Source organism: Mesorhizobium sp. 131-2-1 (assembly GCF_016756535.1).
Taxonomy (GTDB): domain Bacteria; phylum Pseudomonadota; class Alphaproteobacteria; order Rhizobiales; family Rhizobiaceae; genus Mesorhizobium.
In genome coordinates this window covers 2544846-2569819 of record NZ_AP023247.1, presented here as the reverse complement: position 1 = coordinate 2569819, position 24974 = coordinate 2544846, and the positions used below count along the sequence as shown (strand labels likewise).

Annotated in this window: 21 protein-coding genes; 10 read left to right on the top strand and 11 right to left on the bottom strand. The window is 65.6% G+C overall.

The features are described from left to right. The first annotated feature begins 218 nt into the window (after positions 1-218). The 8 genes from JG743_RS12400 (at position 219) to JG743_RS12365 (ending at position 8988) form a co-directional block, all read left to right on the top strand. Positions 219-806 carry an amino acid synthesis family protein gene (locus JG743_RS12400; RefSeq protein WP_202300465.1) on the top strand — a complete coding sequence of 196 codons (588 nt, stop codon included), beginning with the start codon at positions 219-221 and terminating at the stop codon, positions 804-806. Continuing rightward, complete coding sequence (locus tag JG743_RS12395; RefSeq protein ID WP_202300464.1) at positions 799-2589, top strand: alpha/beta fold hydrolase; 1791 nt, start codon at positions 799-801, stop codon at positions 2587-2589. Before JG743_RS12400 ends, JG743_RS12395 begins: the two co-directional genes overlap by 8 nt. Before the next feature lie 5 nt (positions 2590-2594). Beyond that, complete coding sequence (locus tag JG743_RS12390; RefSeq protein WP_202300463.1) at positions 2595-3647, top strand: LLM class flavin-dependent oxidoreductase; 1053 nt, start codon at positions 2595-2597, stop codon at positions 3645-3647. Continuing rightward, complete coding sequence (locus tag JG743_RS12385; RefSeq protein WP_202300462.1) at positions 3644-5119, top strand: aldehyde dehydrogenase; 1476 nt, start codon at positions 3644-3646, stop codon at positions 5117-5119. Before JG743_RS12390 ends, JG743_RS12385 begins: the two co-directional genes overlap by 4 nt. Before the next feature lie 63 nt (positions 5120-5182). Continuing rightward, positions 5183-6187, top strand: coding sequence for an ABC transporter substrate-binding protein (locus JG743_RS12380; RefSeq protein WP_202300461.1), 1005 nt, complete (start codon positions 5183-5185; stop codon positions 6185-6187). A 67-nt stretch (positions 6188-6254) separates the two neighbouring features. After that, positions 6255-7115: an ABC transporter permease gene (locus tag JG743_RS12375; protein WP_202300460.1), complete on the top strand. Its 861-nt coding sequence runs from the start codon at positions 6255-6257 to the stop codon at positions 7113-7115. Next, positions 7115-7915 carry an ABC transporter permease gene (locus tag JG743_RS12370; protein WP_202300459.1) on the top strand — a complete coding sequence of 267 codons (801 nt, stop codon included), beginning with the start codon at positions 7115-7117 and terminating at the stop codon, positions 7913-7915. Before JG743_RS12375 ends, JG743_RS12370 begins: the two co-directional genes overlap by 1 nt. Continuing rightward, complete coding sequence (locus tag JG743_RS12365) at positions 7912-8988, top strand: ABC transporter ATP-binding protein (RefSeq protein WP_202300458.1); 1077 nt, start codon at positions 7912-7914, stop codon at positions 8986-8988. Before JG743_RS12370 ends, JG743_RS12365 begins: the two co-directional genes overlap by 4 nt. Before the next feature lie 16 nt (positions 8989-9004). Here JG743_RS12365 and msuE read toward each other — a convergent pair whose 3' ends face one another. From msuE to JG743_RS12315, 10 genes are all read right to left on the bottom strand, one after another. After that, positions 9005-9565, bottom strand: coding sequence for an FMN reductase (gene msuE / locus JG743_RS12360; protein ID WP_202300457.1), 561 nt, complete (start codon positions 9563-9565; stop codon positions 9005-9007). 161 nt (positions 9566-9726) lie between these two features. Beyond that, positions 9727-10458 carry a trehalose-phosphatase gene (gene otsB, locus JG743_RS12355; RefSeq protein WP_244673128.1) on the bottom strand — a complete coding sequence of 244 codons (732 nt, stop codon included), beginning with the start codon at positions 10456-10458 and terminating at the stop codon, positions 9727-9729. Positions 10459-10505: 47 nt separating this feature from the next. Further along, on the bottom strand, positions 10506-12287 hold the full coding sequence (locus JG743_RS12350) for an alpha,alpha-trehalose-phosphate synthase (UDP-forming) (protein WP_202300455.1): 1782 nt from the start codon (positions 12285-12287) through the stop codon (positions 10506-10508). A 203-nt stretch (positions 12288-12490) separates the two neighbouring features. Further along, complete coding sequence (locus JG743_RS12345; RefSeq protein ID WP_202300454.1) at positions 12491-14653, bottom strand: amylo-alpha-1,6-glucosidase; 2163 nt, start codon at positions 14651-14653, stop codon at positions 12491-12493. 44 nt (positions 14654-14697) lie between these two features. Beyond that, complete coding sequence (locus tag JG743_RS12340; protein WP_202300453.1) at positions 14698-15756, bottom strand: glycosyltransferase family 4 protein; 1059 nt, start codon at positions 15754-15756, stop codon at positions 14698-14700. 150 nt (positions 15757-15906) lie between these two features. Then, the gene (locus tag JG743_RS12335; protein WP_202300452.1) at positions 15907-16899 is read right to left on the bottom strand and encodes an ABC transporter ATP-binding protein; all 993 of its coding nucleotides are present in this window, start codon (positions 16897-16899) and stop codon (positions 15907-15909) included. Further along, positions 16896-17918, bottom strand: a complete 1023-nt coding sequence (locus tag JG743_RS12330) for an ABC transporter ATP-binding protein (protein WP_202300451.1) — start codon at positions 17916-17918, stop codon at positions 16896-16898. Before JG743_RS12330 ends, JG743_RS12335 begins: the two co-directional genes overlap by 4 nt. Beyond that, on the bottom strand, positions 17908-18882 hold the full coding sequence (locus tag JG743_RS12325) for an ABC transporter permease (RefSeq protein ID WP_202300450.1): 975 nt from the start codon (positions 18880-18882) through the stop codon (positions 17908-17910). Before JG743_RS12325 ends, JG743_RS12330 begins: the two co-directional genes overlap by 11 nt. Further along, positions 18882-19910 (bottom strand): ABC transporter permease, encoded by a 1029-nt coding sequence (locus JG743_RS12320; RefSeq protein ID WP_202300449.1) that lies wholly within the window; start codon positions 19908-19910, stop codon positions 18882-18884. The genes JG743_RS12325 and JG743_RS12320 overlap by 1 nt, the downstream gene beginning before the upstream one ends. 106 nt (positions 19911-20016) lie before the next feature. Further along, a complete protein-coding gene (locus tag JG743_RS12315) occupies positions 20017-21684 on the bottom strand; it encodes an ABC transporter substrate-binding protein (RefSeq protein WP_202300448.1) in 1668 nt (555 codons plus the stop codon). A gap of 298 nt (positions 21685-21982) precedes the next feature. Between JG743_RS12315 and JG743_RS12310 the strand changes: the two genes are divergently transcribed. Both JG743_RS12310 and JG743_RS12305 read left to right on the top strand, forming a co-directional pair. Continuing rightward, positions 21983-22708: a helix-turn-helix transcriptional regulator gene (locus JG743_RS12310; protein ID WP_244673127.1), complete on the top strand. Its 726-nt coding sequence runs from the start codon at positions 21983-21985 to the stop codon at positions 22706-22708. 148 nt (positions 22709-22856) lie between these two features. Beyond that, positions 22857-23750 (top strand): proline iminopeptidase-family hydrolase, encoded by an 894-nt coding sequence (locus JG743_RS12305; protein ID WP_202300446.1) that lies wholly within the window; start codon positions 22857-22859, stop codon positions 23748-23750. A gap of 9 nt (positions 23751-23759) precedes the next feature. Here the strand turns inward: JG743_RS12305 and JG743_RS12300 are convergent, their stop codons facing one another. Then, positions 23760-24938: a hypothetical protein gene (locus JG743_RS12300; RefSeq protein ID WP_202302601.1), complete on the bottom strand. Its 1179-nt coding sequence runs from the start codon at positions 24936-24938 to the stop codon at positions 23760-23762. Positions 24939-24974: the final 36 nt, after the last annotated feature.

Sequence of the window (24974 nt, the reverse complement as noted above, 5' to 3'; positions counted from 1 at the left end):
AGGAAAAGTGTGCAGCGGTTTTCCGTCAGGAATTGCGTTTCAAAACAAAGAGATAGAGCGGTTCGCCGTTTCCATGAAACGGTGAGATGCTCTCGCCTCGCCACAAAAACAGATTCCATGGCCGATTGACAAGGCTCATGGCTCTCCATATCATGGTATACCATAAGACGATACAGAAATGACGAAGCCGCATCACGCCGTTTCGTCCGAGGAATTTCATGAAACCGGCCATCCGCAAGATCGTGACCTATGTCGAGAACACGCTGATCGAAGGCGGCAAGGCAGCGCCCCGGCCGCTGCGCCTGATCGGCGTCGCGGCGGTGCTGACCAACCCATGGGCCGGACGCGGCTTCGCCGAGGACCTCTCGCCCGAGATCCGCGCCATTGCCCCGGTGCTCGGCGAAACGCTGACGCATGAAATCATCGGCGTCGCGGGTTCCGGCGAAGCGATCGAGGGCTATGGCAAGGCCGCCATCTGCGGCACGTCGGGCGAAGTCGAGCATGCATCGGCGCTGATCCACACGCTGCATTTCGGCAACCACTATCGCCGCGCCGTCGGCGCCAAGACCTATCTCGCCTTCACCAATCTGCGCGGCGGGCCGAACACGCCGATCATGATCCCGCTGATGGACAAGAACGACGAAGGCCGCCGCTCGCACTATCTCACGGTGCATTTCCAGATCGGCGACGCGCCGGCGCCCGACGAGCTGGTGGTGGCGCTCGGTGCGTCGATCGGCGGCCGCCCACATCATCGCATCGGCGACCGCTACCAGGACCTGAAGGAACTCGGGGATCTGCATGGCTGACGCCGCCGCAATGGTCCCGAGCAAGGCTCCCGACGGCACCGGCTTCATCCGGGCCGGTTCCGGCGCGCCGGTTCTGTTCATTCACGGCGTCGGCATGAGCGCTGCCATCTGGCAGCCGCAGATCGCCCTGATGCAGGACCGCTTCGACCTGATCGCCATCGATATGCTCGGCCACGGCGTCTCGCCGCTGCCGCCGCAGAATGCCGGGCTGGCCGACTTCGCCGACCAGGCGATCCGCCTGCTCGACCATCTTGGCCTCGACCGCGCGGCGGTCGTTGGCCATTCCATGGGCGCGCTGGTCGCGCAGGAAATCGCGCTGCGTGCTCCGTCGCGTGTCAGCTCCGTCGTCTGCCTCAACGCCGTCTTCCGCCGTCCCCCGGAACTTGCGCAAGCGGTGCGCGAACGGGCGGCGGCGCTCGGCGGCCATGGCGACCCCCAGGCCATCGCTGCGACGATCGCCCGCTGGTTCGGCGATCCGATCCCGCCTGCCCTGGCCGATGCCGCCGCCACGGCGCGTACAGCGCTCGAAAGCGTCGATGCCGAAGGCTACGCCCGCACCTATCGGCTATTTGCCCACGCCGACACGGCGCATGCCGATCGCCTGGCCGGGCTCTCAGCGCCAGCGCTGTTCATGACCGGTTCGGAAGACCGCAATTCCACCCCCGCAATGTCGGCCGCGATGGCGCGGCTCGCGCCGTCAGGTCAATGCCTGGTGCTGACCGGCGAAAAGCACATGATGACAATTGCTTCGCCTAAAAAGGTGACTCAACATATCACCGCTTTTCTCGACCGGGCCGATGTCTCCGCAAGTGCCGAAGCCGATTCGGCATTCGACGTCATTGAATTCCGGCGCGCGCTCGGCTCCTTCCTGACCGGCGTCACCATCGTCACCACGGTCGACGAGGCAGGCGATCCGCGCGGCTTCACCGCCAACTCCTTCACCTCCGTCTCGCTCGAGCCGCCGCTGGTGCTTGTCTGCATCGCCAAGAAGGCGCTGGGGCACCAGGCCTTCTCGACCTCCAGGGGGTTCGCGATCAACATCCTGTCGGAAAACCAGAAGGCCGCGTCCGGCATTTTTGCCTCCAAGGCGGCCGACAAGTTCGCGTCGGTAATCTGGCAGCCGGGCCAGACCGGGAATCCGGTGATCGACGGTTCTGTTGCGGTCTTCGATTGCGGCATGGAGCAGCTGGTGGACGCCGGCGATCATTCGATCCTCATCGGCCGCGTCCATGATTTCACCCACAGTGGCACCCAGCCATTGGGCTACTGCCGGGGCACCTATGTCACGCCCGGCCTCAGCCAGGAAGCGCTCGCGGCCGCCCCGCCCGGAACGGAGGTCGGCGCCATCCTCGAAAGCGATGGCCGCGTGCTCTTCTTCGAGGCTGCAGACGGGTCCCACCAGTTGCCGGCCGGACGCGGCCTCGGTGCCGCGAGCGATCCCCGCAGCCTCAGGGGAACGCTTGCAGCCAAGGTGATCGACGCCGATCTTGGCTTCCTCTACGCGGTCTGGGACGATGCGACGGATGCCTCGCGCACCCATGTCTACTATCGCGGCACGGTGAGCGCCCCCCTGTCCGGCGACGGCCACATCAGGCTTGTCGACATCGACCGGATGGCCGATCTCAAGATCGCCGATCCGGCGGTGCGTTCGATGCTCGCCCGCTATGCGCGAGAGCGCACCGAGGACCAGTTCGGCGTCTATGTCGGCAATGAGGTCGAAGGCGAGGTCCGGCCGCTCGCCAAGGCCGCGCCGACAGCAGCAATCCATTCCGGCCACGGGTGAGACCGATGAAGTTTTCGCTTTTCGTCCACATGGAGCGCTCGGACCTGGCCAAGCCTCAATCCGAACTGCTGGCGGAGCTGGAAGAACTCGTCGTGCTGGCCGAGCAGGCAGGCTTTGAGGCCGCCTGGATCGGCGAGCATCACGGCATGGAATTCACCATCTCGCCGAACCCGTTCGTCAACATCGCCTATCTTGCCGCCAAGACGACAAGCATCCGTCTCGGCACCGGCACAATCATCGCGCCCTTCTGGCACCCGATCAAACTCGCCGGCGAAGCGGCGATGACCGACATCATCACCGGCGGCCGGCTCGACATCGGCATTGCGCGCGGCGCTTATAGCTACGAGTACCAGCGGCTCTTCCCAGGGCTCGACGCCTGGGGCGCAGGCCAGCGCATGCGCGAGATGGTGCCGGCGCTGCGCGGCCTCTGGGACGGCGATTTCGAGCTCTCCGGCGAGTTCTGGTCCTTCCCGCCGACCACCTCCTCGCCCAAGCCGCTGCAAAAACCCTACCCGCCGATCTGGGTGGCTGCGCGTGACCCGAACTCGCACGACTTCGCGGTCGCCAACAAATGCAATGTGCAGGTGACGCCGCTAGCCTCCGGCGATGGCGAGGTAGCGAGCCTGATGGAGCGCTTCAACACCGCCTGCCAGGCCCACCCGGAGACAAGGCGGCCGGAAATCATGCTCCTGATGCACACATTCGTGGCCGAGGACGCCGCCGACGCCGACCGCCTGGCGCAGGACCTGTCGCTGTTCTACTGCCAGTTCGGCGCCTGGTTCCAGAACAAGAAGCCGGTGCATCAGGGCATCCTGGAGCCGCTGACCGGGGAAGAGATCGCGGCCATGCCGCAATACGCGCCGGATAAGATCCGGCAGAACCTCGTCATCGGCGAGGCCAACGAGGTGATCGCCAGGCTGAAGACCTACGAAGCGCAGGGCTACGACCAGTATTCGATTTGGATCGACAGTGGCCTCTCGCACGAGCGCAAGAAGAAGTCGCTGCAGCTGTTCATCGACAGGGTGATGCCGGCCTTCCAGGAGGCGAGTTCGCGATGAGCAGCGCCGTCTTCAGGAACTACATAGACGGCCAGTTCGCCGAAGCCACCGCGACCTTCGATAGCGTCGACCCGTCGACGGGCGCGCCCTGGGCGACGATGCCGGCCGCGACCGTCGCCGATGTCGACCGCGCTGTCGAGGCCGCGCACCGGGCGCTGCGCTCGGGTCCCTGGGCATCGCTGACGGCAACGGCGCGCGGCAAGCTGCTGGTCAGGCTCGGCGACCTCGTCGCCGCCAATGCCAGCCGGCTGGCGGAGCTGGAGACCCGCGACACCGGCAAGATCATCCGCGAGACCCGCGCCCAGATCGCCTATGTCGGCGACTATTACCGTTACTATGGCGGGCTCGCCGACAAGCACGAAGGCGCCTTCATCCCGATCGACAAGCCCGACATGGAGGTCACGGTGCGGCCGGAGCCGATCGGCGTCGTTGCCGCGGTCGTGCCCTGGAATTCGCAGCTCTTTTTGTCGGCGGTCAAGCTCGGCCCGGCGCTTGCCGCGGGTTGCACCGTCGTGCTCAAGGCTTCGGAGGATGGCCCGGCGCCGCTGCTCGCCTTCGCCGAGCTCGTCCAAGAGGCCGGCTTCCCGGCGGGTGCCGTCAACATCCTGACCGGCTTCGGCCACGATTGCGGGCGCCGCCTGACCAGCCATCCGCTCGTCGCCCGCGTCGCCTTTACCGGCGGCCCCTCGACCGCCCGCCAGATTGTCGCCAACACGGCGGAGAACCTTGCCTTCACGACGCTCGAGCTTGGCGGCAAGAGCCCGGTCGTCGTCTTCGCCGACGCCGATCTGGACAGTGCCGCCAATGCCGTTGTCGCCGGCATCTTCGCCGCGACCGGCCAGAGCTGCGTCGCCGGCTCGCGGCTGTTGATCGAGCGCTCGGTCAAGGATGAGTTCCTCGCCCGATTGAAACAGAAGGCCGAGGCCATCGTCATCGGCGATCCGCAGGATCCCGCCACCGAAATGGGGCCGCTCGCGACCGCGCGTCAGCGCGAACGGATTGAAACGATCGTCGCTGAAAGCCTGGCCGGCGGCGGCCGGTTGATCACTGGCGGCGCGCGTCCCAGGGACAAGGCGAACGGGTTCTACTACGCGCCGACCATCATCGAAGCGCAGGATCAGGCCCTCGCCTGCGTGCGCGAGGAACTGTTCGGCCCGGTGCTGAGCGCGCTGGCCTTCGACAGCGAGGCGGAGGCGCTGGCGATCGCCAATGACACGCCCTTCGGGCTCGCGTCCGGCATCTTCACCACCAATCTCGCCAAGGCGCACCGCATGGCTCGCGGCATCCATGCCGGCGTGGTCTGGGTCAATACCTACCGCGCCGTCTCGCCGCTGGTTCCGTTCGGCGGCTACGGCCTCTCCGGCCTCGGCCGCGAAGGCGGTCTCGACGCCATCCGCGACTACACGCGCTCCAAGTCGGTGTGGATCCGTACCTCGGACGAGCCGATCCCCGATCCCTTCGTCATGCGCTGAGGCGACATGGCGACGGTGCACTGAAGAACAAGAAACAGAACACACCAATCAGAGGAGAACGACATGAAACTGATTTTCGCCGGCATCCTTGCCGGTTTGATGGCCACGACGGCCGCCAGGGCCGAGGACATGGTGTTCACCAGCTGGGGCGGCACGACCCAGGAAGCCCAGACCAAGTCCTGGGCGGAGCCGTTCACGGCCGCGTCCAGCGTCAAGGTCCTGCAGGACGGCCCGACCGACTACGGCAAGCTGAAGGCCATGGTCGACGCCAAGAACGTCACCTGGGACGTCGTCGACGTCGAGATGGATTTCGCCATCAAGGCGGCCAAGGACGGCCTCCTCGAGCCGATCGACTTCGCCGTCGTGCCGAAGGACGATCTCGACCCGCGCTTCAGCAACGAGCACGCAATCGGCAGCTTCTACTATTCCTTCGTGCTGGCCTGGAACAAGGGCTCGGTCTCCGGTGAGCCGAGCAATTGGGCCGACATGTTCGACACCAAGAAATTCCCCGGCAAGCGCACCTTCTACAAATGGTCGGCACCTGGCGTCATCGAGATCGCGCTGCTCGCCGACGGCGTGCCGGCCGACAAGCTCTATCCCCTCGATCTCGACCGCGCCTTCAAGAAACTCGACACCATCAAGTCCGACATCGTCTGGTGGAGCGGCGGCGCCGAGTCGCAACAGTTGATCGCCTCCGGCGAGGCGGCCTTCGGCCAGCTCTGGAACGGCCGCGTCTTCGCGCTGGAAAAGGACGGCGCCGATGTCGGCGTATCCTGGAGCCAGAACCTGACCGCTGCCGACGTCCTGGTCGTGCCGAAGGGCGCCAAGAACAAGGACACGGCGATGAAGTTCCTCGCCGCCGCAAGCAGCGCCGCCGGCCAGGCGAAATTCGCCGAGGCGAGCGGCTATGCGCCGATCAACACCAAGGCGAAGGCCGAGATGCCCGCAGACGTGGTCAAGGGCCTGCCCGACGCCCATGTCGACGGCCAGATCAATCTCGACATGAACTACTGGGCCGAGCATCGCGACGAGATCGCCACGCGCTGGTACGCATGGCAGGCGAAATAGCGCCCGCTCTCTCGTGACAGAAGCGGAACGGCAGACGCCGTCCCGCTTCGCAACCCGGGGTGCCGCCATGTCGGTGGAAACTGAGCAGAGCATTGCGATAACGCGCCTCCCGGCAGGCCTCGGCGGCCTGCTTCCGGCGCTGACCCTGATCGGGCTTTTCTTTGTCGTGCCGGTGCTGGCGCTGCTGCTGCGCAGCGTCACCGACCCTGCCCCCGGCCTGCAGAATTATGCGGCGCTGCTGGGCGACGGCACCTATGCGCGGGTGTTCTTCAACACCTTCCTCGTCGCCTTCGTCGTCACCGTCGTCACCGTGCTCGTCGCCTTCCCGGTCGCCTGGATGCTGGCGATCATGCCTCCGGCGCTCGCCTCGATCCTGTTCGGCATCATCATCCTGTCGATGTGGACCAATCTCCTGACCCGCACCTATGCCTGGATGGTGCTCTTGCAGCGCACCGGAGTCATCAACCGGGCGCTGATGGCCATCGGCATCATCGACCAACCGTTGCCGCTCATCAACAATTTGACTGGCGTCACCATCGGCATGGTCTACATCATGCTGCCCTTCATGATCCTGCCGCTGGTCGGCACCTTGCGGGCGATCGATCCGATGACGCTGCGCGCCGCCGCCCTCTGCGGCGCCAGCCCGCTCGCCGCCTTCCGCCGCATCCTGCTGCCGCTCTCGCTGCCCGGCATCGCCGCCGGCGGGCTGATGGTCTTCGTCATGTCGCTCGGCTATTTCGTCACGCCGGCGCTGCTCGGCGGCACGTCGAACATGATGCTCGCCGAAATGATCGCGCAGATGATCCAGTCGCTGCTCAACTGGGGCCTCGGCAGCGCAGCCGCCTTCATCCTGCTCGTCGTCACCATGGCGCTCTACGCGCTGCAGCTGCGCCTTGTCGGCTCGAAGCGAGCCGCGGGAGGCGCCTGATGTTGCTCGACTATGACCGCCTGGGCTGGCTGAAGGTTGTGCTGCTGACCTTCACCGCTTGTGTCGCTGCCTTCCTGCTGCTGCCCGTCGTCTTCATCGTGCTGCTTTCTTTCGGCTCGTCGCGCTGGCTGGCCTTTCCGCCGCCCGGCTGGACGCTGAAATGGTACCAGGAGCTGTTCGCCGACCCGTCCTGGATCGAGGCGGCGCTGACCAGCGCCCGCATCGCCACGATGACGGCGGTGCTCGCCGTCGTCATCGGCCTCCTTGCCTCCTTTGCGCTGGTTCGTGGCCAGTTCCGCGGGCGCGAGATCCTGCGCGGCCTGCTGCTGACGCCGATGGTGCTGCCAGTCGTCGTCTTCGCCATCGCCATCTACGCCTTCTTCCTGCGCCTCGGCCTCGGCGGCACCACAGGCGGCTTCGTCATCGCCCACACCGTGCTGGCACTGCCCTTCGCCATCATCCCGATCGCCACGGCGCTAGAAGGCTTCGACAAGTCGATCGAGGACGCGGCCATTGTCTGTGGCGCCAGCCCGCTTCAGGCCAAGCTCAGGATCACCTTGCCGTGGATCCGTATCGGTATCTTCTCCGCCGCGATCTTTTCCTTCCTCGCCTCCTGGGACGAAGTGGTCGTGGCGATCTTCATGGCGAGCCCCACTTTGCAGACCTTGCCGGTCAAGATCTGGGGCAGCCTCCGCTCCGACCTCACCCCCGTCATCGCCGCCGCCTCCAGCTTGCTGGTCGGGCTCACGCTTGCCCTGATGGTGGCGACGGCACTCTTGCGCCGAAAGTTGCAGACATGACCGAGCCTTTCCTGTCGATCCGCAAATTGCGCAAGGCCTTCGGCGCCTTCACGGCGGTCCATGATGTGACGCTTGAGATACCGAAGGGCGAATTCCTGACTTTCCTCGGGCCGTCGGGCTCGGGAAAGTCGACCACGCTCTACGCAATCGCCGGCTTCCAGGACCCGACCTCCGGCGATGTCCTGTTGCAGGGCAAGTCGTTGCTTGCCGTGCCCTCGCACAAGCGCAACATCGGCATGGTCTTCCAGCGCTACACGCTGTTCCCGCATCTGAGCGTCGCCGAAAACGTCGCCTTTCCGCTGCGCGTCCGCCGCCGGCCCGAGGCCGAGGTCAAGCGCAAGGTCGCCGATATGCTGGGTCTTGTCAGGCTCGAAAGCTTCGCGGATAGGCTGCCCGGCGCGCTGTCCGGTGGCCAGCAACAGCGCGTCGCACTCGCCCGCGCACTGGCCTACGACCCGCCGATCCTGCTGATGGACGAGCCGCTATCCGCACTCGACAAGAAGCTGCGTGAGGAGATCCAGGCCGAGATCCGCCGCATCCACCGCGAGACCGGCGTCACCATCCTCTACGTCACGCACGACCAGGAAGAGGCGCTGCACCTGTCGGACCGCATCGCCCTGTTCAGGGACGGCCGCATCGAGCAGATCGGCACCGGCGAGGACCTTTACCTCAGGCCCGCCACCGATTTCGTTGCCGGCTTCATCGGCAATTCGAATTTCCTGCCAGCCGAACATCTGGAAACCGTCGGCGGTGCCGCGACCATCCGCCTTGCCGACGGCTCGGTCCTGTCGGGCATAAATGCCAATGGCAGCTTCGGCAGCGGACAGAAGGCCAGGCTGATGATCCGGCCGGAAGCATTCGGCCTGGAGCGCAGCCCGAAAAGCGCCGAGCTGGCGGTCGAGATCGTCGACGTCGCCTTCTACGGCGAGCGGCGGCGCATCGTCGCGCGGACCGCCGCCGGGCAGGAGATCGACATCAGGCCGACATCCTCGGCCATGGCATCGCACGACGCGGGGCCGGCGCGCCGGCAAGTCTTTTTCGACCCCGCCGCCGCGTTCCTGTTTCCCGCCTGAGCCCCTCCAGCCAGCCCTATTCCGCCGCGACACTCGCGCTGGAGCGATTGGCAAGCACCATCCCGACCTCGCCCACGGCCTGCGCGACGCGCTTCAGGATCGGCTCGGAGCGCAACACGCCGTCGGTGAAATCCTTGTCGGTGGCATAGACCGCCGTCGACAGGGCAAGCGCCTCGAAGAAGCCGAACAGCGGCCGCAATTGGTGCTCGACGATCAGCGCGTGCCGCTCGCCGCCGCCGGTCGCCAGGAGCACCACCGGCTTGCCGCGCAGGGCGGCCGGATCGAGAAGGTCGAAGAAGTGCTTGAACAGACCGGTATAGCTGCCCTTGTAGGTCGGCGAGCCGACCACCAGCACGTCCGCATTGACGACTTTGTCGAGAATGGCGCTGGCTTGCTCATCAAGATCGCGCGCCCATTTGGCGTGGCCGAGCGAGGGGCCGAGATCCTCGACGTCATAGGAGCTGGCCGACAAGCCGTGCTGGCGGGCGATGTCCCTCACGACCTGGTCGACAAAGCCCCGCGTCTTGGAGGGCCGGGTGAAATTGCCGGAAAAGCCGACAACGGTTGGGTTGGGCATGCTCTGGCACCTTCTCGCCGCGGGTGGGCCCGCTTTAATGTCTACAAGTTTCATAGACTTCAGGACCCGACAAAAGGAACAATCGGCTTTCGCGCCTGGGCGCCACGAACTTTTTTTCCACGATGGGACCGATCGGCGACAGCGAGAACGGATGCACCTGACTATGCCAGAGCATCCCTACGTCCGGCGTCGCTGGCGGGATCACCAAAATTGGCCTGCAGCCAGCCGATCGCGCCGGCGACGTCGGCAATCACATGGCGTGCCGCTGTTGGTCCCCGAGGCTTGATCCTGATGGATATCCCGCCCTCGGCATTGACCGTCTCGAAGCCGTTTTCGTCGGATGTATCGTCGCCGAGAAACACCGGCCGTCGGCCGGTGAACGGATCGAGCCGCATGAAGCGCCGGATCGCCGCGCCCTTGGCCGCCTCGAGCGGCATCAGCTCGACACCGGCATTGCCGGCGATCACGCGGTATCCTTTGGGCAGCCGGGCAAGCGCTGCCTCGACCAGCTTCGTCGCGCGGGCAAGCAGATGAGGAGCCGCACGGGTATGGACGGCCAGCACCGGACCCTTGCGCTCGACATAGACGGCCTGGCTGGCCAGCTCCAGTTCGATCTCATCGGCGAGCGCCGCCATGTCCGCCGGTTCGTCGGCGGCCTCTACCGGACCGTCCGGGTCAAGTCTGTGCTCCAGCCCGTAGAGACCGGCAATGCGCAGCTTCAGCGGATCGAACAGCCCGTCGACGGCCGAGACTGAGCGGCCGGTGATGAAGGCAAGCGCGCCGTCCAGCCGGCGCTCGATCGTCTGCAGCAAAAGGCGAAGCTCTTCACTGACCGACACGGCATCCGGATGGGCTGCGTGCTCCAGCAAGGTGCCGTCAATGTCGAGGAACATTGCCCAGCGGCCTTCAGGGAGGCGGGGCGTCAACTCTGGCTGAATGTTCATCGTAGTCCGACTACCTGTTTGCGTTCGAAGATGGAAACGACATTGTCGGGGTCGGCCGAGCGTTCTGCGCTGGCCGTGACACGGTCGAGCTCGCTGCGCTTGCGCAGGCGCGCGGCGTCGAGAAGCATGCTGCCGGCCCAGCGGTAGACATTGTTGTCGCGCACGATCTCGCGCATGCGCCGCATGCGCTCACGCTGCTCCTCACTCGACATGGTCAGCGCCTGCAGCAGGGCCCCACTCATCATCGCCGCGTCGTAAGGATTGACGATCAGCGCTTCCAGCAATTCGCGCGAGGCGCCGGCGAAGGTGCTGAGCAGCAGCACCCCCTGCTCGTCGTCGCGCGCGGCGACGAATTCCTTGGCGACAAGGTTCATGCCGTCATGCAGGCTGGTGACCATGCAGATGTCGGCGGCGCGGTAGATCTCGTAGACCGCCTTTTGCGAGTGATGTTCGGCCACGACGACGACAGGGCGATAGCCGTCACTGCCATAGCGCTGGTTGAGGTCGTCGGCATACTGCATGCATTCGTCGTACAATTGCCTGTAGGCAGGCAGCGTGCCCCTGCTCGGTGCGGCGATCTGCAGGAAGACGACTTTGCCGACCAGATCGGGGTGCCTCGTGAACAATTCCTCCAGCGCGTGGAAGCGGTCGAGAATGCCCTTGGTGTAGTCGAGACGTTCGACGCCGACGCAGAGCTTCACGTCCGCCGGCAGTCCAAATCGGTCGCGGACGCGCGCGCGGCACTCGGCGACATCGGGCAGCTTGGCCAGAAGCTGCAGCGGCCATTCGATCGAGATCGGATAGGCGTGGACCAGCGTCGTCTGGCCGCCATAGGAGATCGCGGCGTCCGCCCGCTCGATCCGGCTCTCAAGGAAGCGATCGACGCTTTCGGTGAAGTTGTTGGCGTGGAACTGGGTATGGAAGCCGATGATCGAACTGCCGAGCAGTCCGTCCAGTATACGCTCCCGCCAGGGGCAGATGCTGTAGACTTCCGAGTTCGGCCACGGGATGTGCCAGAAGGTGATGACGATGGCCTCGGGCAGTCGCTCGCGGATCATGCGCGGCAGAAGCGCGAAGTGGTAGTCCTGCACCAGCACGATCGGCCGCTCGTTGCGCGCCTCGGCGACCACCGTATCGGCGAACTTGCGGTTGACGGCTTCGTAGGCCTCCCAGTCCGACTCGCGGAAGATCGGCCGCGTGAAGGCGATATGGCAGAGCGGCCACAGGCCCTCGTTGGCGAAACCCAGATAGTAGCCTTGATATTCTTCCTCGCTCAGCCACACCCTGCGTAGCGTGTAGGACGGGTTGTCGGGCGGCACCTGCACCCGGTCGTCACCATCCACCATCTGGCGATCCGCCGTGCCGCCGCCATAGGCGATCCAGGTGCCGGCGCAGGCGCGCGTGATCGGCTCCAGCGCCGAAACCAGTCCGCTCGCCGGCACGACCAGTTCGACCTCGCCGTTCTTTTCGTTGTGGATGTAAGGTTCGCGGTTGGAGACCACGATCACCTGCGCCTCCGGCAGGTCCTCGTGAAGGATCTTGCGCAAGGTTTCGGGCGACCACGTCACCAGCGCGGCATCGACCGATTGACCGTTCTTCTCGAATTCCCTGAGCACCTTGCGTGCCGCCTCGGAGGCCACGTCCTCGCCGGCGACAGGCACCGCCGCGGGCGCGGAATTGCGATGGCGCCACGATACGGAGAAGAACACCGCGAGAGCGGAGAGTCCAAGACTTACCAGGAGGAGTATCCACAGCAAGTCGCTGCCATAATTTGTCATTCAAAACGCCAACTTGCCACCGGCCTGCCGCAGGCCTCAGTCTTCTTGTTTTCGGATTCACTGCCGGTCGACGGACCAGATGCCGAGCGCCGGTCTTGTTGTGCAACGCACAAACGCTGCATCGGTTCCGACATTTTCCGGCCCTTGGACGATCGAGAGCGCAGGAAGCCGCCATTTGCAGGCCGGCCGAATGTCAATGCATCTCAGGTGCGCACGATGAGCGGCACCAGACCTTCATGCCGGTCAGCAAGGAAGGCAACGACACGGTCGCCGACGCGCTGGAAGGTCAGGTCCACCGCTCTGTCGCCGACGGTCAGGTGCCGAAGCGTGAGAGTGTCGATGCCGATAGGCAGCCTTGGCCGCGTGACGCGGATCTCGCCTTCCCAGCCATCGATTTCCAGGCCGAGACAAGCCTGCATCAGCATGAAGGCCGAGCCGGCCGACCAGGCCTGCGGCAGGCAGGCGACCGGATAGGCGATCGGCGCCTCGCCCGGCGCGCGGGTAAAGCCGCAGAACAGCTCCGGCAGCCGCATGTTGAAATGCACGGCGGATTCGAACGTGCCGCTCATCAGCCGCACCACGCTCTCGCGCTCGCCAAAGCGCGCCAGGCCGACGCCGCAGATGGCGGTGTCGTGCGGCCAGATCGAGCCATTGTGGTAGGACATTGGGTTGAAGAACACAGCGTCGTCGGCTAGCGTCCGCAATCCCCAGCCGGAATGGAAGGATGCCGAAAGCAATTGGTCGGCGACCAGCTTCGCCCGCTCCGGCTCAGGCAATCCGACAAACAGAAGATGGCCCGCATTCGATGTCCGCACCTTGCAGGGTTCGCCGGCGCCGTCGATCGCCAGCGCATAGAAGCCGAGATCGTCCATCCAGAAATCGCGCTCCACCGCCGCGCGCATGGCTTCGGCGCGCTCCTCCCAGTGCTCGGCCTCAGCATATCCGCCCCGGCGGCGGGCGAGTGCCGCCAGACCCCGGAACGCGGCAAAGACATAACCCTGCACTTCCACCAGCGCGATCGGACCTTTGGGGATGCGGCCATCGGCGTGGAAGACCGAGTCGAAACTGTCCTTCCAGCCCTGATTGGCGAGCCCGGATTCGGCGGCGCGCTGATAGGTGACGAAACCGGTCTCCCGGCTCGCCTCTTCCGTCCATTCGGCGGCCGCCTTGAGCGACGGCCACAGCATGTCGATGAATTCCATGTCGCCGGTGCGCTCCGCATAGGCGCAGGCGAGATGGATGTAGAGCGGCGTGGTGTCGACGCCGCCATAGTAACGGCCGAAGGGAAGCTCGCGCAGCGCCGCCATCTCACCCTTGCGGGTCTCGTGCATGATCTTGCCGGGCTGCGAATCGCTGAACGGCGAGGTCTCGGTCGCCTGGTGCTGGGCGAGGAAGGCAAGCACGCCCCGCGCCAGGCCGGGGTTGAGCCAGAGCATCTGCAGCGCCGAGATCACGCCGTCGCGGCCGAACGCCGTCGAAAACCACGGGATGCCGGCATAGGGATAGGGCCCAGTCGCAAGTTCGGTGGTGAGCAGCGCCACATCGGCGCGGGCGCGCTCGACCCAGTCGTTGAAGACACGGCCCGAACTGCGCACCGTGGCGCCGTGGCGGCGCTTTGCCCGCATGCCGAAACGGGCCCGGGCCGCGGCGGCGCGAAAACGGTCGCGGTCGGGCGTCTCGACGACCTCCGAACCGACCTCGACATAGAGCACCTTGCTGGAGCGCTTTGTCACCGCGACCAGGAAATCGGCGCAGTTCTCCGCCAGCTGATCGGGCGCTTGCGAGAACGATATCGCCGAAAGGCGCGCCAACCCATCCAACCCATCATAGCGAAGCAGCACCGACGTCGCGTCGATCTTGGCTGCATGCGCGGTGCCGCGCTTTGCCCTTGTCGAGCCGCGCACCTCGAACATGTCGCGGAAATCGGCGGCAAAGTGCAGCGAAACCCGGATCGCCGAAGTCTCCTGGCTGTAGTTGGAAAGTGTGATGCGCTCGAACAGCCGGTCCTGCCAGATCAGCCTGACGCGCTCGATGTGGATCGCGCCCTGCGGAATGTCGCGGCCGCCGACGCTTTGAACCGGCAGGTTGGTGAGGTTGCTGGTGAACAGAACATTGTCCTGGCTGAGCGAGGCGCCAAGCAGCGATGTCTGCCGACCGCCGACGGTCAGCCGGAATTCCGAAAGCACGCGCGTGTCGTCGCGGAAGAAGCCGTCGCCAGCGCCCCGGATATCGCCATAGGCGTCGGCCACCGCGAAGCAGTCGCCCTGCTTCAGCGCGAACAGCCGGTGCGGCTCGCGCGGCGCGGTCTCGTCCAGGGAGGCAAGGGCTACGGCGGGATCAAGCTTGCGCTCGTCGAGCTCTGTCATCTGTCTTTTCCCGTTTGCTCCGCCCCCGAATCAGGCTGCACCTCTCACGAGGCTTTCGCGTCGGTCGAACCACCGATCAGGCGCGCATAGGCCGCCACATAGTCGCGCGCCATTCTGGTGGCGGAAAACCGCCTTTCGAAGGCCGCCCTCACCTTTCGACGGTCGAGTTGAAGCAGCGCCGGCACGGCCCTGACCGCATCGTCCATCGAATTGACGACAAAACCGGTCACGCCCTTGTCGATGATCTCCGGCAAGGCGCCGCAGTTCCAGGCAATCGTCGGCGTGCCGCACGCCATTGCCTCGATCGGGGCAAGGCCGAACGGTTCCGGCCAGTCGATCGGAAACAGCAGGCCGGCCGCCTTGCCGAGGAACTCGGCCTTTCCTTCCTCGGCGATCTCGCCGACATAGTCGATGCGGTCACCGTCGATCAGCGGCTCGATCACGTCGTGGAAATAGGCGCGGTCGTCGTCGCCGATCTTGGCCGCCAGCTTCAGCTTCAATCCGGAGCGGCGGGCGATCTCGATGGCGCGGTCCGGCCTCTTGTCGCGCGAAAGCCGGCCGAGAAAGGCAAGGTACTGTTCCCCTGCCGTCTCGAAAGTCGGCCGATAGATGTCGATGGGCAATCCATGATGGATCGTCGCCAGCCAGTTCGCCTCTGCGAGGCCCGCCCTCTGGCTGCGCGAGATGGAGATCATCGGAAAGCGTGGGAAGCGCCGGTAGGCGGGCGCCAGGTCGACATAGTCGAGCCTGCCATGCGGCGTCGTCACCGTCCGTTCGGCCATATCCTCAAAGAAGGAGAAATGCAGGAAATGGCTGAGGTGGAAATGGATGAGGTCGAACTCGCTCGCGCGCTCGCGGACGTCCGCCAGCATCGCCAGATGCGCGGCTATCTCGGATTTTTTCGGGCGCGGGTCGAGGCGAAGCGCGCATTCGCGGCCAGGTACGAGCCTGGCGGAGGTGCGGCTGTCGCCGCTGGCGAACAGCGTCACCTCGTGCCCTAGCCCGACCAGCGCTTCCGTCAGGTAGGAGACGATCCGCTCGGTGCCGCCATAGAGTTTCGGCGGCACGGATTCGTAGAGCGGCGCGACATGGGCAATTCGCATAATGTCTCCGGGCTGATTGGCACAGGGCCAAAATGCATCAGCCGGCAGATCGTTCCGGCGGATCCTTGCGCCACGGCTAGACAGCGCACCCGCGAGCATCAGGTGCGTCGAAGGGTTCCCGGCAAGTCTCGACTGCTCGTCGCGACGAACCTAGCCGTCGAGCGGATGGTGGCAGGCGACCAGGCGCCCCTCCCCGACACTTGCAAGCAGCGGACGCTCGCTGCGGCAGATCGAGGTGGCCGCCGGGCAACGTGTATGGAACCGGCAGCCCGACGGCGGGTCCATCGGGCTCGGCAACTCGCCCTTGAGCACCAGCCGCTGGCGCCGTGGCCGCTCGACGCTCGGCTCCGGCACGGCGGAGCGCAGCGCGGCGGTGTAGGGATGCCGTGGCGCTGCAAAGACAAGGTCGGTCGGCCCGCTCTCCACGATCGACCCGAGATACATGACGGCGACCCGCGTCGAGATCTGACGCACCACCGAGAGGTCGTGCGCAATGAACACATAGGTCAGATTGAATTCCTCGCGCAGGTCGGCGAGCAGATTGACGATCTGCGCCTGGATCGACACGTCGAGCGCCGAGACCGGCTCGTCCGCGACGATCAGCTTCGGCCTGAGCGCCAGCGCGCGGGCAATGCCGATTCGCTGCCGCTGGCCGCCGGAGAATTCGTGCGGATAGCGCGCGGCGTGCTCCGGCGACAGTTCGACCCGGCGCAGGAGTTCGGCGACGCGGTCGGCCATCTCGGATGCCGGGAGGCGCTCATGGATGCGGAACGGATCAGCCAGCAGGTCGCCGACCCGCCGGCGCGGATTGAGCGAGGCGCTGGGATCCTGGAACACCATCTGCATCTGCCGCCGCAACGGGCGCAGCGCCCGCTGCGAGGCGTCGGCTATGTCGCGGCCCTCGAACTCCAGCGACCCCGACGAGATGTCGGTCAGCCGCACCAGGCACCGGCCGAGGGTGGACTTGCCGCAGCCGGATTCGCCGACGATGCCGAGCGTTTCGCCCGGCCAGATGTCGAGCGAGACCGCATCGACCGCGTGCACCGTCCGGCGCTGCGCCGGAAAGATCGAGCGGCCGACGCTGTAGCGCTTCGAAAGATCGCCGGCGCGAAGCAGCGGGCGCTCGACCGGCCTGGCGCTCATGATCGCATCTCCACGCCGGCGGTCGTGCGGATGTTGATCTCCCTGCGCCGCGCCTCCGGCAACACGCAAGCGGCGCGATGCTCGTTGCCCTCCATGGGCGGCGGCAGGGTCAGGCAGGCCTCGTGACGGTAGGCGCAGCGCGGACCGAAGGCGCAGCCTTTCGGCAGGTTGGAGAGCGAGGGCGGCGCCCCCGGGATGGCGGCGAGCCGGGCCGGGCGGGCGCCGTCGATCGGCGGGATCGAGCCGAACAGACCCCATGTGTAGGGATGCAGCGGCGCGCGGAACACGCTGGTCTTGCCGCCTTCCTCGACGAAGCGTCCGCCATACATGACCAGCACCCGGTCGGCGACTTCGGCGACGACGCCGAGATCATGCGTGACCAGGATCACCGACGAGCCGAACTCGTCGCGCAGCCGCCCGATCAGGTCGAGGATCTGCGCCTGCACGGTGACGTCGAGGGCCGTGGTCGGCTCGTCGGCGACCAGCAGCGCCGGATTGCAGGACAGCGCCATGGCGATCACCGCGCGCTGGCGCATGCCGCCGGACAGCTGGTGCGGATAGGCATCGACCACTCGCCCCGGATTGGCGATGCCGACGGCGTCCAGCAGTTGCACCGCCCTCGCCCGCGCCGCGCGCGCCGAAGCTTTCTCATGGGCCCGCACCTGCTCGCCGATCTGGTTGCCGATCGTGTGCACCGGCGTCAGTGCCGACATCGGGTCCTGGAAGATCATCGCGATCCGGCGGCCGCGAATGGCGTCGAGCGCACGCCGGTTGAGGCCGACCAGCTCCTGCCCCATGAAACGGATCGAGCCGGAGACGATGGCATTGGGGCTGTTGATCAGGCCCATGATGGCGAGCAGGGTCTGGCTCTTGCCCGAGCCGGACTCACCCACCACCCCGACAATCTCGCGCCGCTCGACGCTGAACGAGACGCCGCCGACCGCCCGTACCAGCCCTTCGTCGCCGCGGAACGACACGCTGAGATCCTTGACGACCAGAAGCGGAGCCTCAGCGGACATCGCGCGCCCTCGGATCGATGATGGCGAAGGCGATGTCGACGACGAAATTCGCCAGCACCACGAAGAAGGCGGCGTAGATCACCGTGGCGAGGATCATCGGCAGGTCGAGGGTCTGCAACGCCTCGTAGGTCAGCTTGCCAACGCCCTGCAATCCGAACACCACTTCCGTCAGCAGCGCGCCGCCGCCGACCAGGGCGCCGAAATCGAGCCCGAACATGGTGACGAACGCCACCAGCGAGGTCCTGAGGCCGTGATGCAGCAGCACCCTGCGCTCGCCGATCCCCTTGGCCCGCGCGGTGCGGATGAAATCCTCCTGCATCATCTCGATCAGGCTTGCCCGCAGCACCCTGCCGTAGAGGCCGACATAGAGGGTCGCCAGCGTGATCCAGGGAATGATCAGCGCCTTGAACCAGCCCCAGGGATCCTCGGTGAGGGCGATGTAGCCAAGCGGCGGAACCCAGGAGAACAGCCAGGTGTCGTGCCATCGGCTTTGCGTCAGCAGATTGGCCACCTCGCCCAGCCAGAACACCGGGACGGAGACGCCGACCAGGCTCAGGATCATCAGCGCCCGGTCGATGAAGGTGCCGTGCGTCGCCCCGGCGATCACCCCGACGACCAGGCCGCCCAGCACCCAAAGCACCGCGGCGCCGCCGACCAGCGACAGCGTGACGGGGATGGCGCTCGCCACCGTCGGAACGACCAGCTGGCCGCGATTGACGAAGGAGGTGAGATCGCGGCTGACGAACAGCCGGTCCATCATCAGCCCGTATTGCACCGGCAGCGGCCGGTCGAGGCCGAAATCGTGGCGCACCTGGGCCAGGGTCTCCTGCGAAGCGTTGCGGCCGGCAATGCGCGCCGACGGATCGGCGCCGGGCGTGCCGAAGAAGATCAGGAAGGCGACTACGCTGATCCCGAACATGACCAGCACCATTTGGCCGAGCCGGAAGCCGAGCGCGGCCAGCATCAGACACCCCTCGGCGAGGATTTCGGGTCGAGCGCGTCGCGCACGCCGTCACCCAGTATGTTGAGGGCAAGCACCGTGATGACGATCGCCAGGCCGGGCGCCAGCGCCACGATCGGCCTCGAATAGAGCAGGCCCTGGCCGTCCTGGATGATCGTGCCCCAGCTGGCGTCGGGCGGCTGCACGCCGATCGACAGGAACGAGAGCGAAGATTCCGTCATCATGTTGAGGGCGAGGATCAGCGGCACGAAGACGATGATGCGCGTCGCCACGTTGGGCATGATGTCGCGCCACAGGATGCGCCACGGCGATGCGCCGAGCCCGATCGCCGCGGTGACGAATTCGGCCTGCATCAGGGTCAGCACATGGCCCCGGATCGGCCGCGCCACATAGGGCACGTAGACAATGCCGATGATAAAGACCGGCAGCCACAAGCTGCCGGAGCGGATCTCGATCGGGCCGATCCGGATGCTCTGCGAGATCAGCACGATCGACAGCGAGATCGCCAGCAGGAAGATCGGGAAGGCCCACAGCACGTCGAGGATACGCGACAGGCCGACATCGACCAGACCGCCGAAGAAGCCGGAAACGACGCCCAGGAATGTCGCCAGCACCAGGCACAGCACCGCCGCGGCGCCGGAGATCAGCAGCGAGTTCAGCCCGCCATAGAGCAGCCGCGCGGCAACGTCGCGGCCCTGATTGTCGGCGCCGAGCATGTAAGGGCCGAAACGCCAGGTCGGCCCGATCGGGGTTGTGCCGAGGCCTAGCCCCTCGGTGGAAGGTTGCAGCACCGGCTGTGACGTTCCGTCGATGACGATCTCGCCGTTCAGGTTGGTGACGAACGGATCGGTGCCGGCGACGTAGCGCGCGTAGAGCGGCGCGGCCAGCGAGGCGATGACGATCACCACCAGCACGGCAAAGGCCGACAGCGCCGAACGGTCGCTCTTCAGCTTGCGCCAAGCCGAGCGCCATGGACCATCGGGTACGCGGCGGACCGGAACGGCGGGCTGGTCCGCAATGACATTGACCATGGACAGGATTGCCTAGGAAAGATCTCGGCCAAGAAGATGCGCCGAATAGGCGGAAAAGGAAATGCGACGGAGCGCCAGGGACGCTCCGTCGCATCGGTTGCGAAAATCATTCCACCCAGGACTGGCTGATGATCCAGTAGAATTGCGGGCTGAAGGTGAAGTTCTTCAGCCGGGACGAAACGACGTCGACGCGCTTCGGCGTGAACAGCACCGCCACCGGCGCCTTGTCGGTGACCGCCTTGTCGACGGCGGTCCACAGTTCGGCACCCTTGGCCGGATCGGCGATGGTGGTGGTCTCCGCCTCCGCCATCGACGCGTCGATCGACTTGTCGCAGAAGCCCGAAATGTTGACCGAGGCGTCCGAGCCCGGCGTGAACGAGGCGCAGCTGAACAGCACGTCCAGGAAGTCGGATGGCGCCGGATAGTCCTGGAACCATTGCGAGATCGAGATCTGCACCTTGTTGTTGGTGTTCTGGATATAGGTAAACTGGATGTTCTGCGAGATCGGCTTGACCGACGTCTTGTAGCCGAGCTGGTTGAGCACGTCCTGCAGATAGACGCCGATCGCCTTGGAGACGGTGGTGTCCTCGGTGATGATCGTCACTTCCTGGCCAGCGGTGCCGGATTCCGTGACCAGCTGCTTGGCTTTCGCCATGTCCGGCGCCGACCATTTTTCGCCCGGGTTGGCGGTGAACGGGCAGTAGGGCTTGTAGGACGGGAAGTCCGGCGGCAGGATCTGGCAGGCCGGCTGCGCCAGGTTGCCGCCGCCGAACAGCTTGACGATTGCGGCGCGGTCGACAGCGAGGTTCACCGCCTGGCGGACCCGGATGTCGTTGAACGGCGCCAGATTGGTGTTCATCGGCGCATACCACATCGCCGTCAGCGGATGCACCGACACCTGCTTGGCGTATTTGGTGCCGAGCTCGGCCAGACGATCTGCCGGCGGCGGATCGAACATCCAGTCCGCCTGCCCGTTCTGGACCGCCGTGACGGCGGCCTCGTCGGTGAGGCCGAATTCATAGTCGACCTCGTCCGGATAGCCGGCCGGCTGCGCTTCCTTGCTCCATTCCTTGAAATACGGATTGCGCACAATCTTCATCAGCTTGTTCGGATCATAGCTGGCGATCATGTAGGGTCCGGTTCCGGGAATCGGATCGGTGCCGGCATCCTTGAGCGGCGCGCTCGCCGGCAGGATCGAGGCGTGCGGAATGGCGATCTTCTGCAGGAACTCTGCATCCGGCTGGGTGAGGTTGAAGGTGATCGTGCCAGCCGCGTCGTCTACCGACAGGCCGCCATCGAGTGTGCAGGTCGCCGGCGTCTTCAGGCACGCGTCCGCACCGACGATGCCGTTATAGAGAGTGCCGGTCGTCGGGCCGCTGATCTTGAACATGCGCTGGAATGAGGCGACCACGTCCTTGCTGGTGACGTCGGACCCATCGGCGAACTTGATGCCCTTGCGCAGCTTGAAGACGTAGGTCTTGCCGCCGTTCTCGACCTTCGGCAGGCTTTCCGCGAGATCCGCGACCACCTCGAAGCCGGTCTTGTCGCCGGCCTTCTTGTAGGTCACCAGTCCATCATAGAGGATGTAGTTGAGCTGGAAATACTGCAGCGTGTAGTTGATGTGCGGATCGGCGGTGCCGGCCGCGGCATTGGCCAGCAACCGAAGCGTGCCGCCGGGCTTGCCTTCCGCGGCAAGGGCGGCCGGCGACATCATTGTCATGCCGAGCAGGGCGAGGCCCGGTATCAGCGCTGCAAGTGCCTTGTGGGGTCGCATGGTTTGGGTCCCTCTGGAAAGCGTGTCGCTTTTGCCGCGCTGAACGCGGTCCGTCGACCCCGGCGCGGCTGATATGAATTGGTCTTTGGCCTGCGGACGGCATTTGGCCAACCGCAAAACAGTACGGCCACCCAAGCCGCACCGGATAGCTATTAAGATAGATAGGTCGAGCGAGCTCGCTCTAGCCCATTTATTGGGCATTCGGCCAGAATGGCTATTTGACAAGCAATGGTCAGCGAGTAAGGTCGCTCTCATGCAAGGCCTTTCAGGCGATCTGGAGAGCCGGTTTCGGACCGGGATGAGCATCGATGCCGCCATGGCGGTGGCGGCCGATGTGCTGGAGCCCGTAGGCTTCACCTCCTTCATCTACGACTACACGCCGGTGCCGGTCAGCCATGAGGGTGACTTGATCACGCCCTCACTGATGGCTCTGCGCAACGTGCCGCGCGACATGCAGGATCTCTGGTGCAAGGGCGGATACTATCAGCTCGACCCCGTGCAGGAAGCAGCACTTGCCGTGTCGCGACCGTTCCTGTGGTCGCACCGGGGCACTCAGAGCACTGTCATGCAGCGGGTGCTGCAGTCCAGGCACGATCCCGTGGTCCACTATCTGCTCGACACCAGGATGACCTGCGGCGTCACCGTGCCCATTCGCCTTGCCGGCGGGGACCTTGCCACCTTCACCGCCATCCGCGCCGATCCCGAGGCCGGGTTCGAGATGGAGGCGAAGCACTTCATCGCCGAGATCGGCGATCTCGGCCATCTCCTGCATGATTCCGTCTATGCCGGTTTCGACACCGAGCTTCGCACCTGCCAGTATGTCCATCTGACGTCACGCGAACGCCAGTGCCTGCGGCTTGCCGCCGCCGGGCTGACGGCAAAGCAGGTGGCGCGCGAGATCGGCCGCACCGTGCCGACGGCGACGCTGCATCTCAACGCGGCGACGCGCAAGCTGGGCGCCCGAAACCGCTTCCACGCCATCGCGCTCGCCGCGCACTACCGGCTGCTCGAGCCGGAGCATTGAACCCGACTGTTTGCCGGAAGGTCGCCGGCCAAACCTATAAATAGTGCTAGCTGTAAAAGCGCCGGGTCGCTTAGTACCGTCCACCCCGAACAAGGCCCGGGAGGAGCGATCGCTGGTTCCTGCCGTGCCGTGATGCGGAGTTGGACCTGTGACGGCACATACCGAAGGATTTAGCGGCTACAAGGACTACAAGACCTGGTACCGCGTGACCGGCGATCTCGGCTCGGGCAAGCTGCCATTGGTCGTCGCGCATGGCGGTCCCGGCTGCACCCACGACTATGTGGATTCCTTCAAGGAGCTTGCCGCGACCGGCCGCGCCGTCATCCATTACGACCAGATCGGCAATGGCAAGTCGACGCATCTACCCGACAAGGGCGGCGACTTCTGGACCGTCGACTTTTTCCTCGGCGAGCTCGACGCGCTGCTCGCGCATCTCGGCATTGCCCACCGCTACGCCCTGCTCGGCCAGTCCTGGGGCGGCATGCTGTCATCCGAGCACGCGGTGCGGCGCCCCGCGGGTCTCAAGGCGCTGATCCTCGCCAATTCGCTAGCCTCGATGGCGCTCTGGATCGAGGGCGCGCTGCAGTTGCGCGCCGCGCTGCCGGCGGATGTGCGCGACGCGCTCGACCGCCACGAGGCGGCCGGAACCACCAACCACCCCGACTATCTCGCGGCAACCAAGGCCTTCTATGACCGCCACGTCTGCCGCGTCGTTCCGACACCGCCGGAAGTTGCCCGGACCTTTGCCGCGATCGACGCCGACCCGACGGTCTATCACACCATGAATGGCCCGACCGAATTCCACGTCATCGGCACCATGCGCAACTGGACCATCGTCGAGCGCCTGCATCTGATTGAGGCGCCGACCCTGGCGTTCCGCGGGTTCTACGACGAAGCTACGGAAGCCTGCGTGCAGCCCTTCCTCGACCGTATTCCGGACGTCGAAGGCATGGTCTTCCCCAATTCCAGCCACATGCCGCATGTCGAGGAGAAGGACGACTGCCTCGCCGCCGTCGCCCGCTTCCTCGCCATGCACGATTGACGCATCCGTTCAGGCGGACAGCGCCGCGCCGACCCAATCCAGCCGAGCGGCAGGAACGAGCCCGTAGTTGTAGAAGTTGATGCCGTCGATGCCGGGCGCCATCGCCGGCTTGACCTTCGCGGCCAGCACTTCCGGGCTGGCCATTTCAGGGTAAAAGAGCCGGTAGCCAGTGCCTAGGAATTTGTCCGGGCCGAGCGCCGCGCGGCCGGCCTCAAGCAGGCTGGCGACATCGCCCGCCTGCATGTCGTACGCGCACAGGATCGCCCCGTCGCAGACCTTGCCAAGCGCCGCGAGATCGCTGCCGCCCAGCCAGCCGTCCTTGAGGTCGATGATCAGAACCCGCGTCGCGGGATGCGCCACCTCGCGCAGCTCGGCGACCAGGCTGGTCACCGGCTCGAAGCGCCAGACGAGATAGGCATGGAGTTCCGGCCACGGCAGGAAGGTATCGAGCCCGCTTGCCGGAAAGTCGGGAAAGCGCCGCTTCGGCACCGCACGCTCGCAGGTCTCGCCGATCCATTGCCTGACCAGCTTTCGCGCCGGCTCGCCATCGACGCCGGCCTTGGCCGCGCGATCCAGGCAGGACGGGCAAAAGCACAGCGACAGCAGGAAATCGTCTTCCGGCGTCAGGCCGACACCATCCTTTTCGTGATGGTACTCATGGGCAAAGCCCATGAAGGATGGGCTCTCGAGCTCGATCCTGTCCGGCCTGTAGCCGTGCGAAATGTCCGCGACCATCGCGCGGACATAGGCGCGCGCGTCCGGATGCGAGGGACAGAGATTATAGTAATTGGCATCGCCGAAGGCGTTGCGGGTAACGGCCTCGGGGTGAAGCATGCCGAGGCGGGTGTTGTGCAGGCACACCGTCCAGCACGAGACCCATGGCCCGCCTGCCTCGCGGCGGCGCACAAGCTGGCGCAGCACATCGCCGCCGTCGCTGATCACGTCCGCAACCTTGGGCCGAATGGCGAGGCCAGCCCAGCGCGCTGCTGTCGGCTGGAAGTAGATGGTGCCGTCCTCGGGGAAATAGGCCTTTCGCCGCGGGCTGCGCGGCTGCAGGAATCGGCCGGCATGGTAGGACGTGGCGAGGCTGACCATGTTGAGCCCGGCGCGCAGGGCGAGATCACGCTCGACCGTCTCCAGTCCGATGTCCTGGATGTCCCAGGGATAGGTCCACATTGATAGCTGCATGATCATGCTCGGCTTCCTTGCATCGCCCGGCGTTTG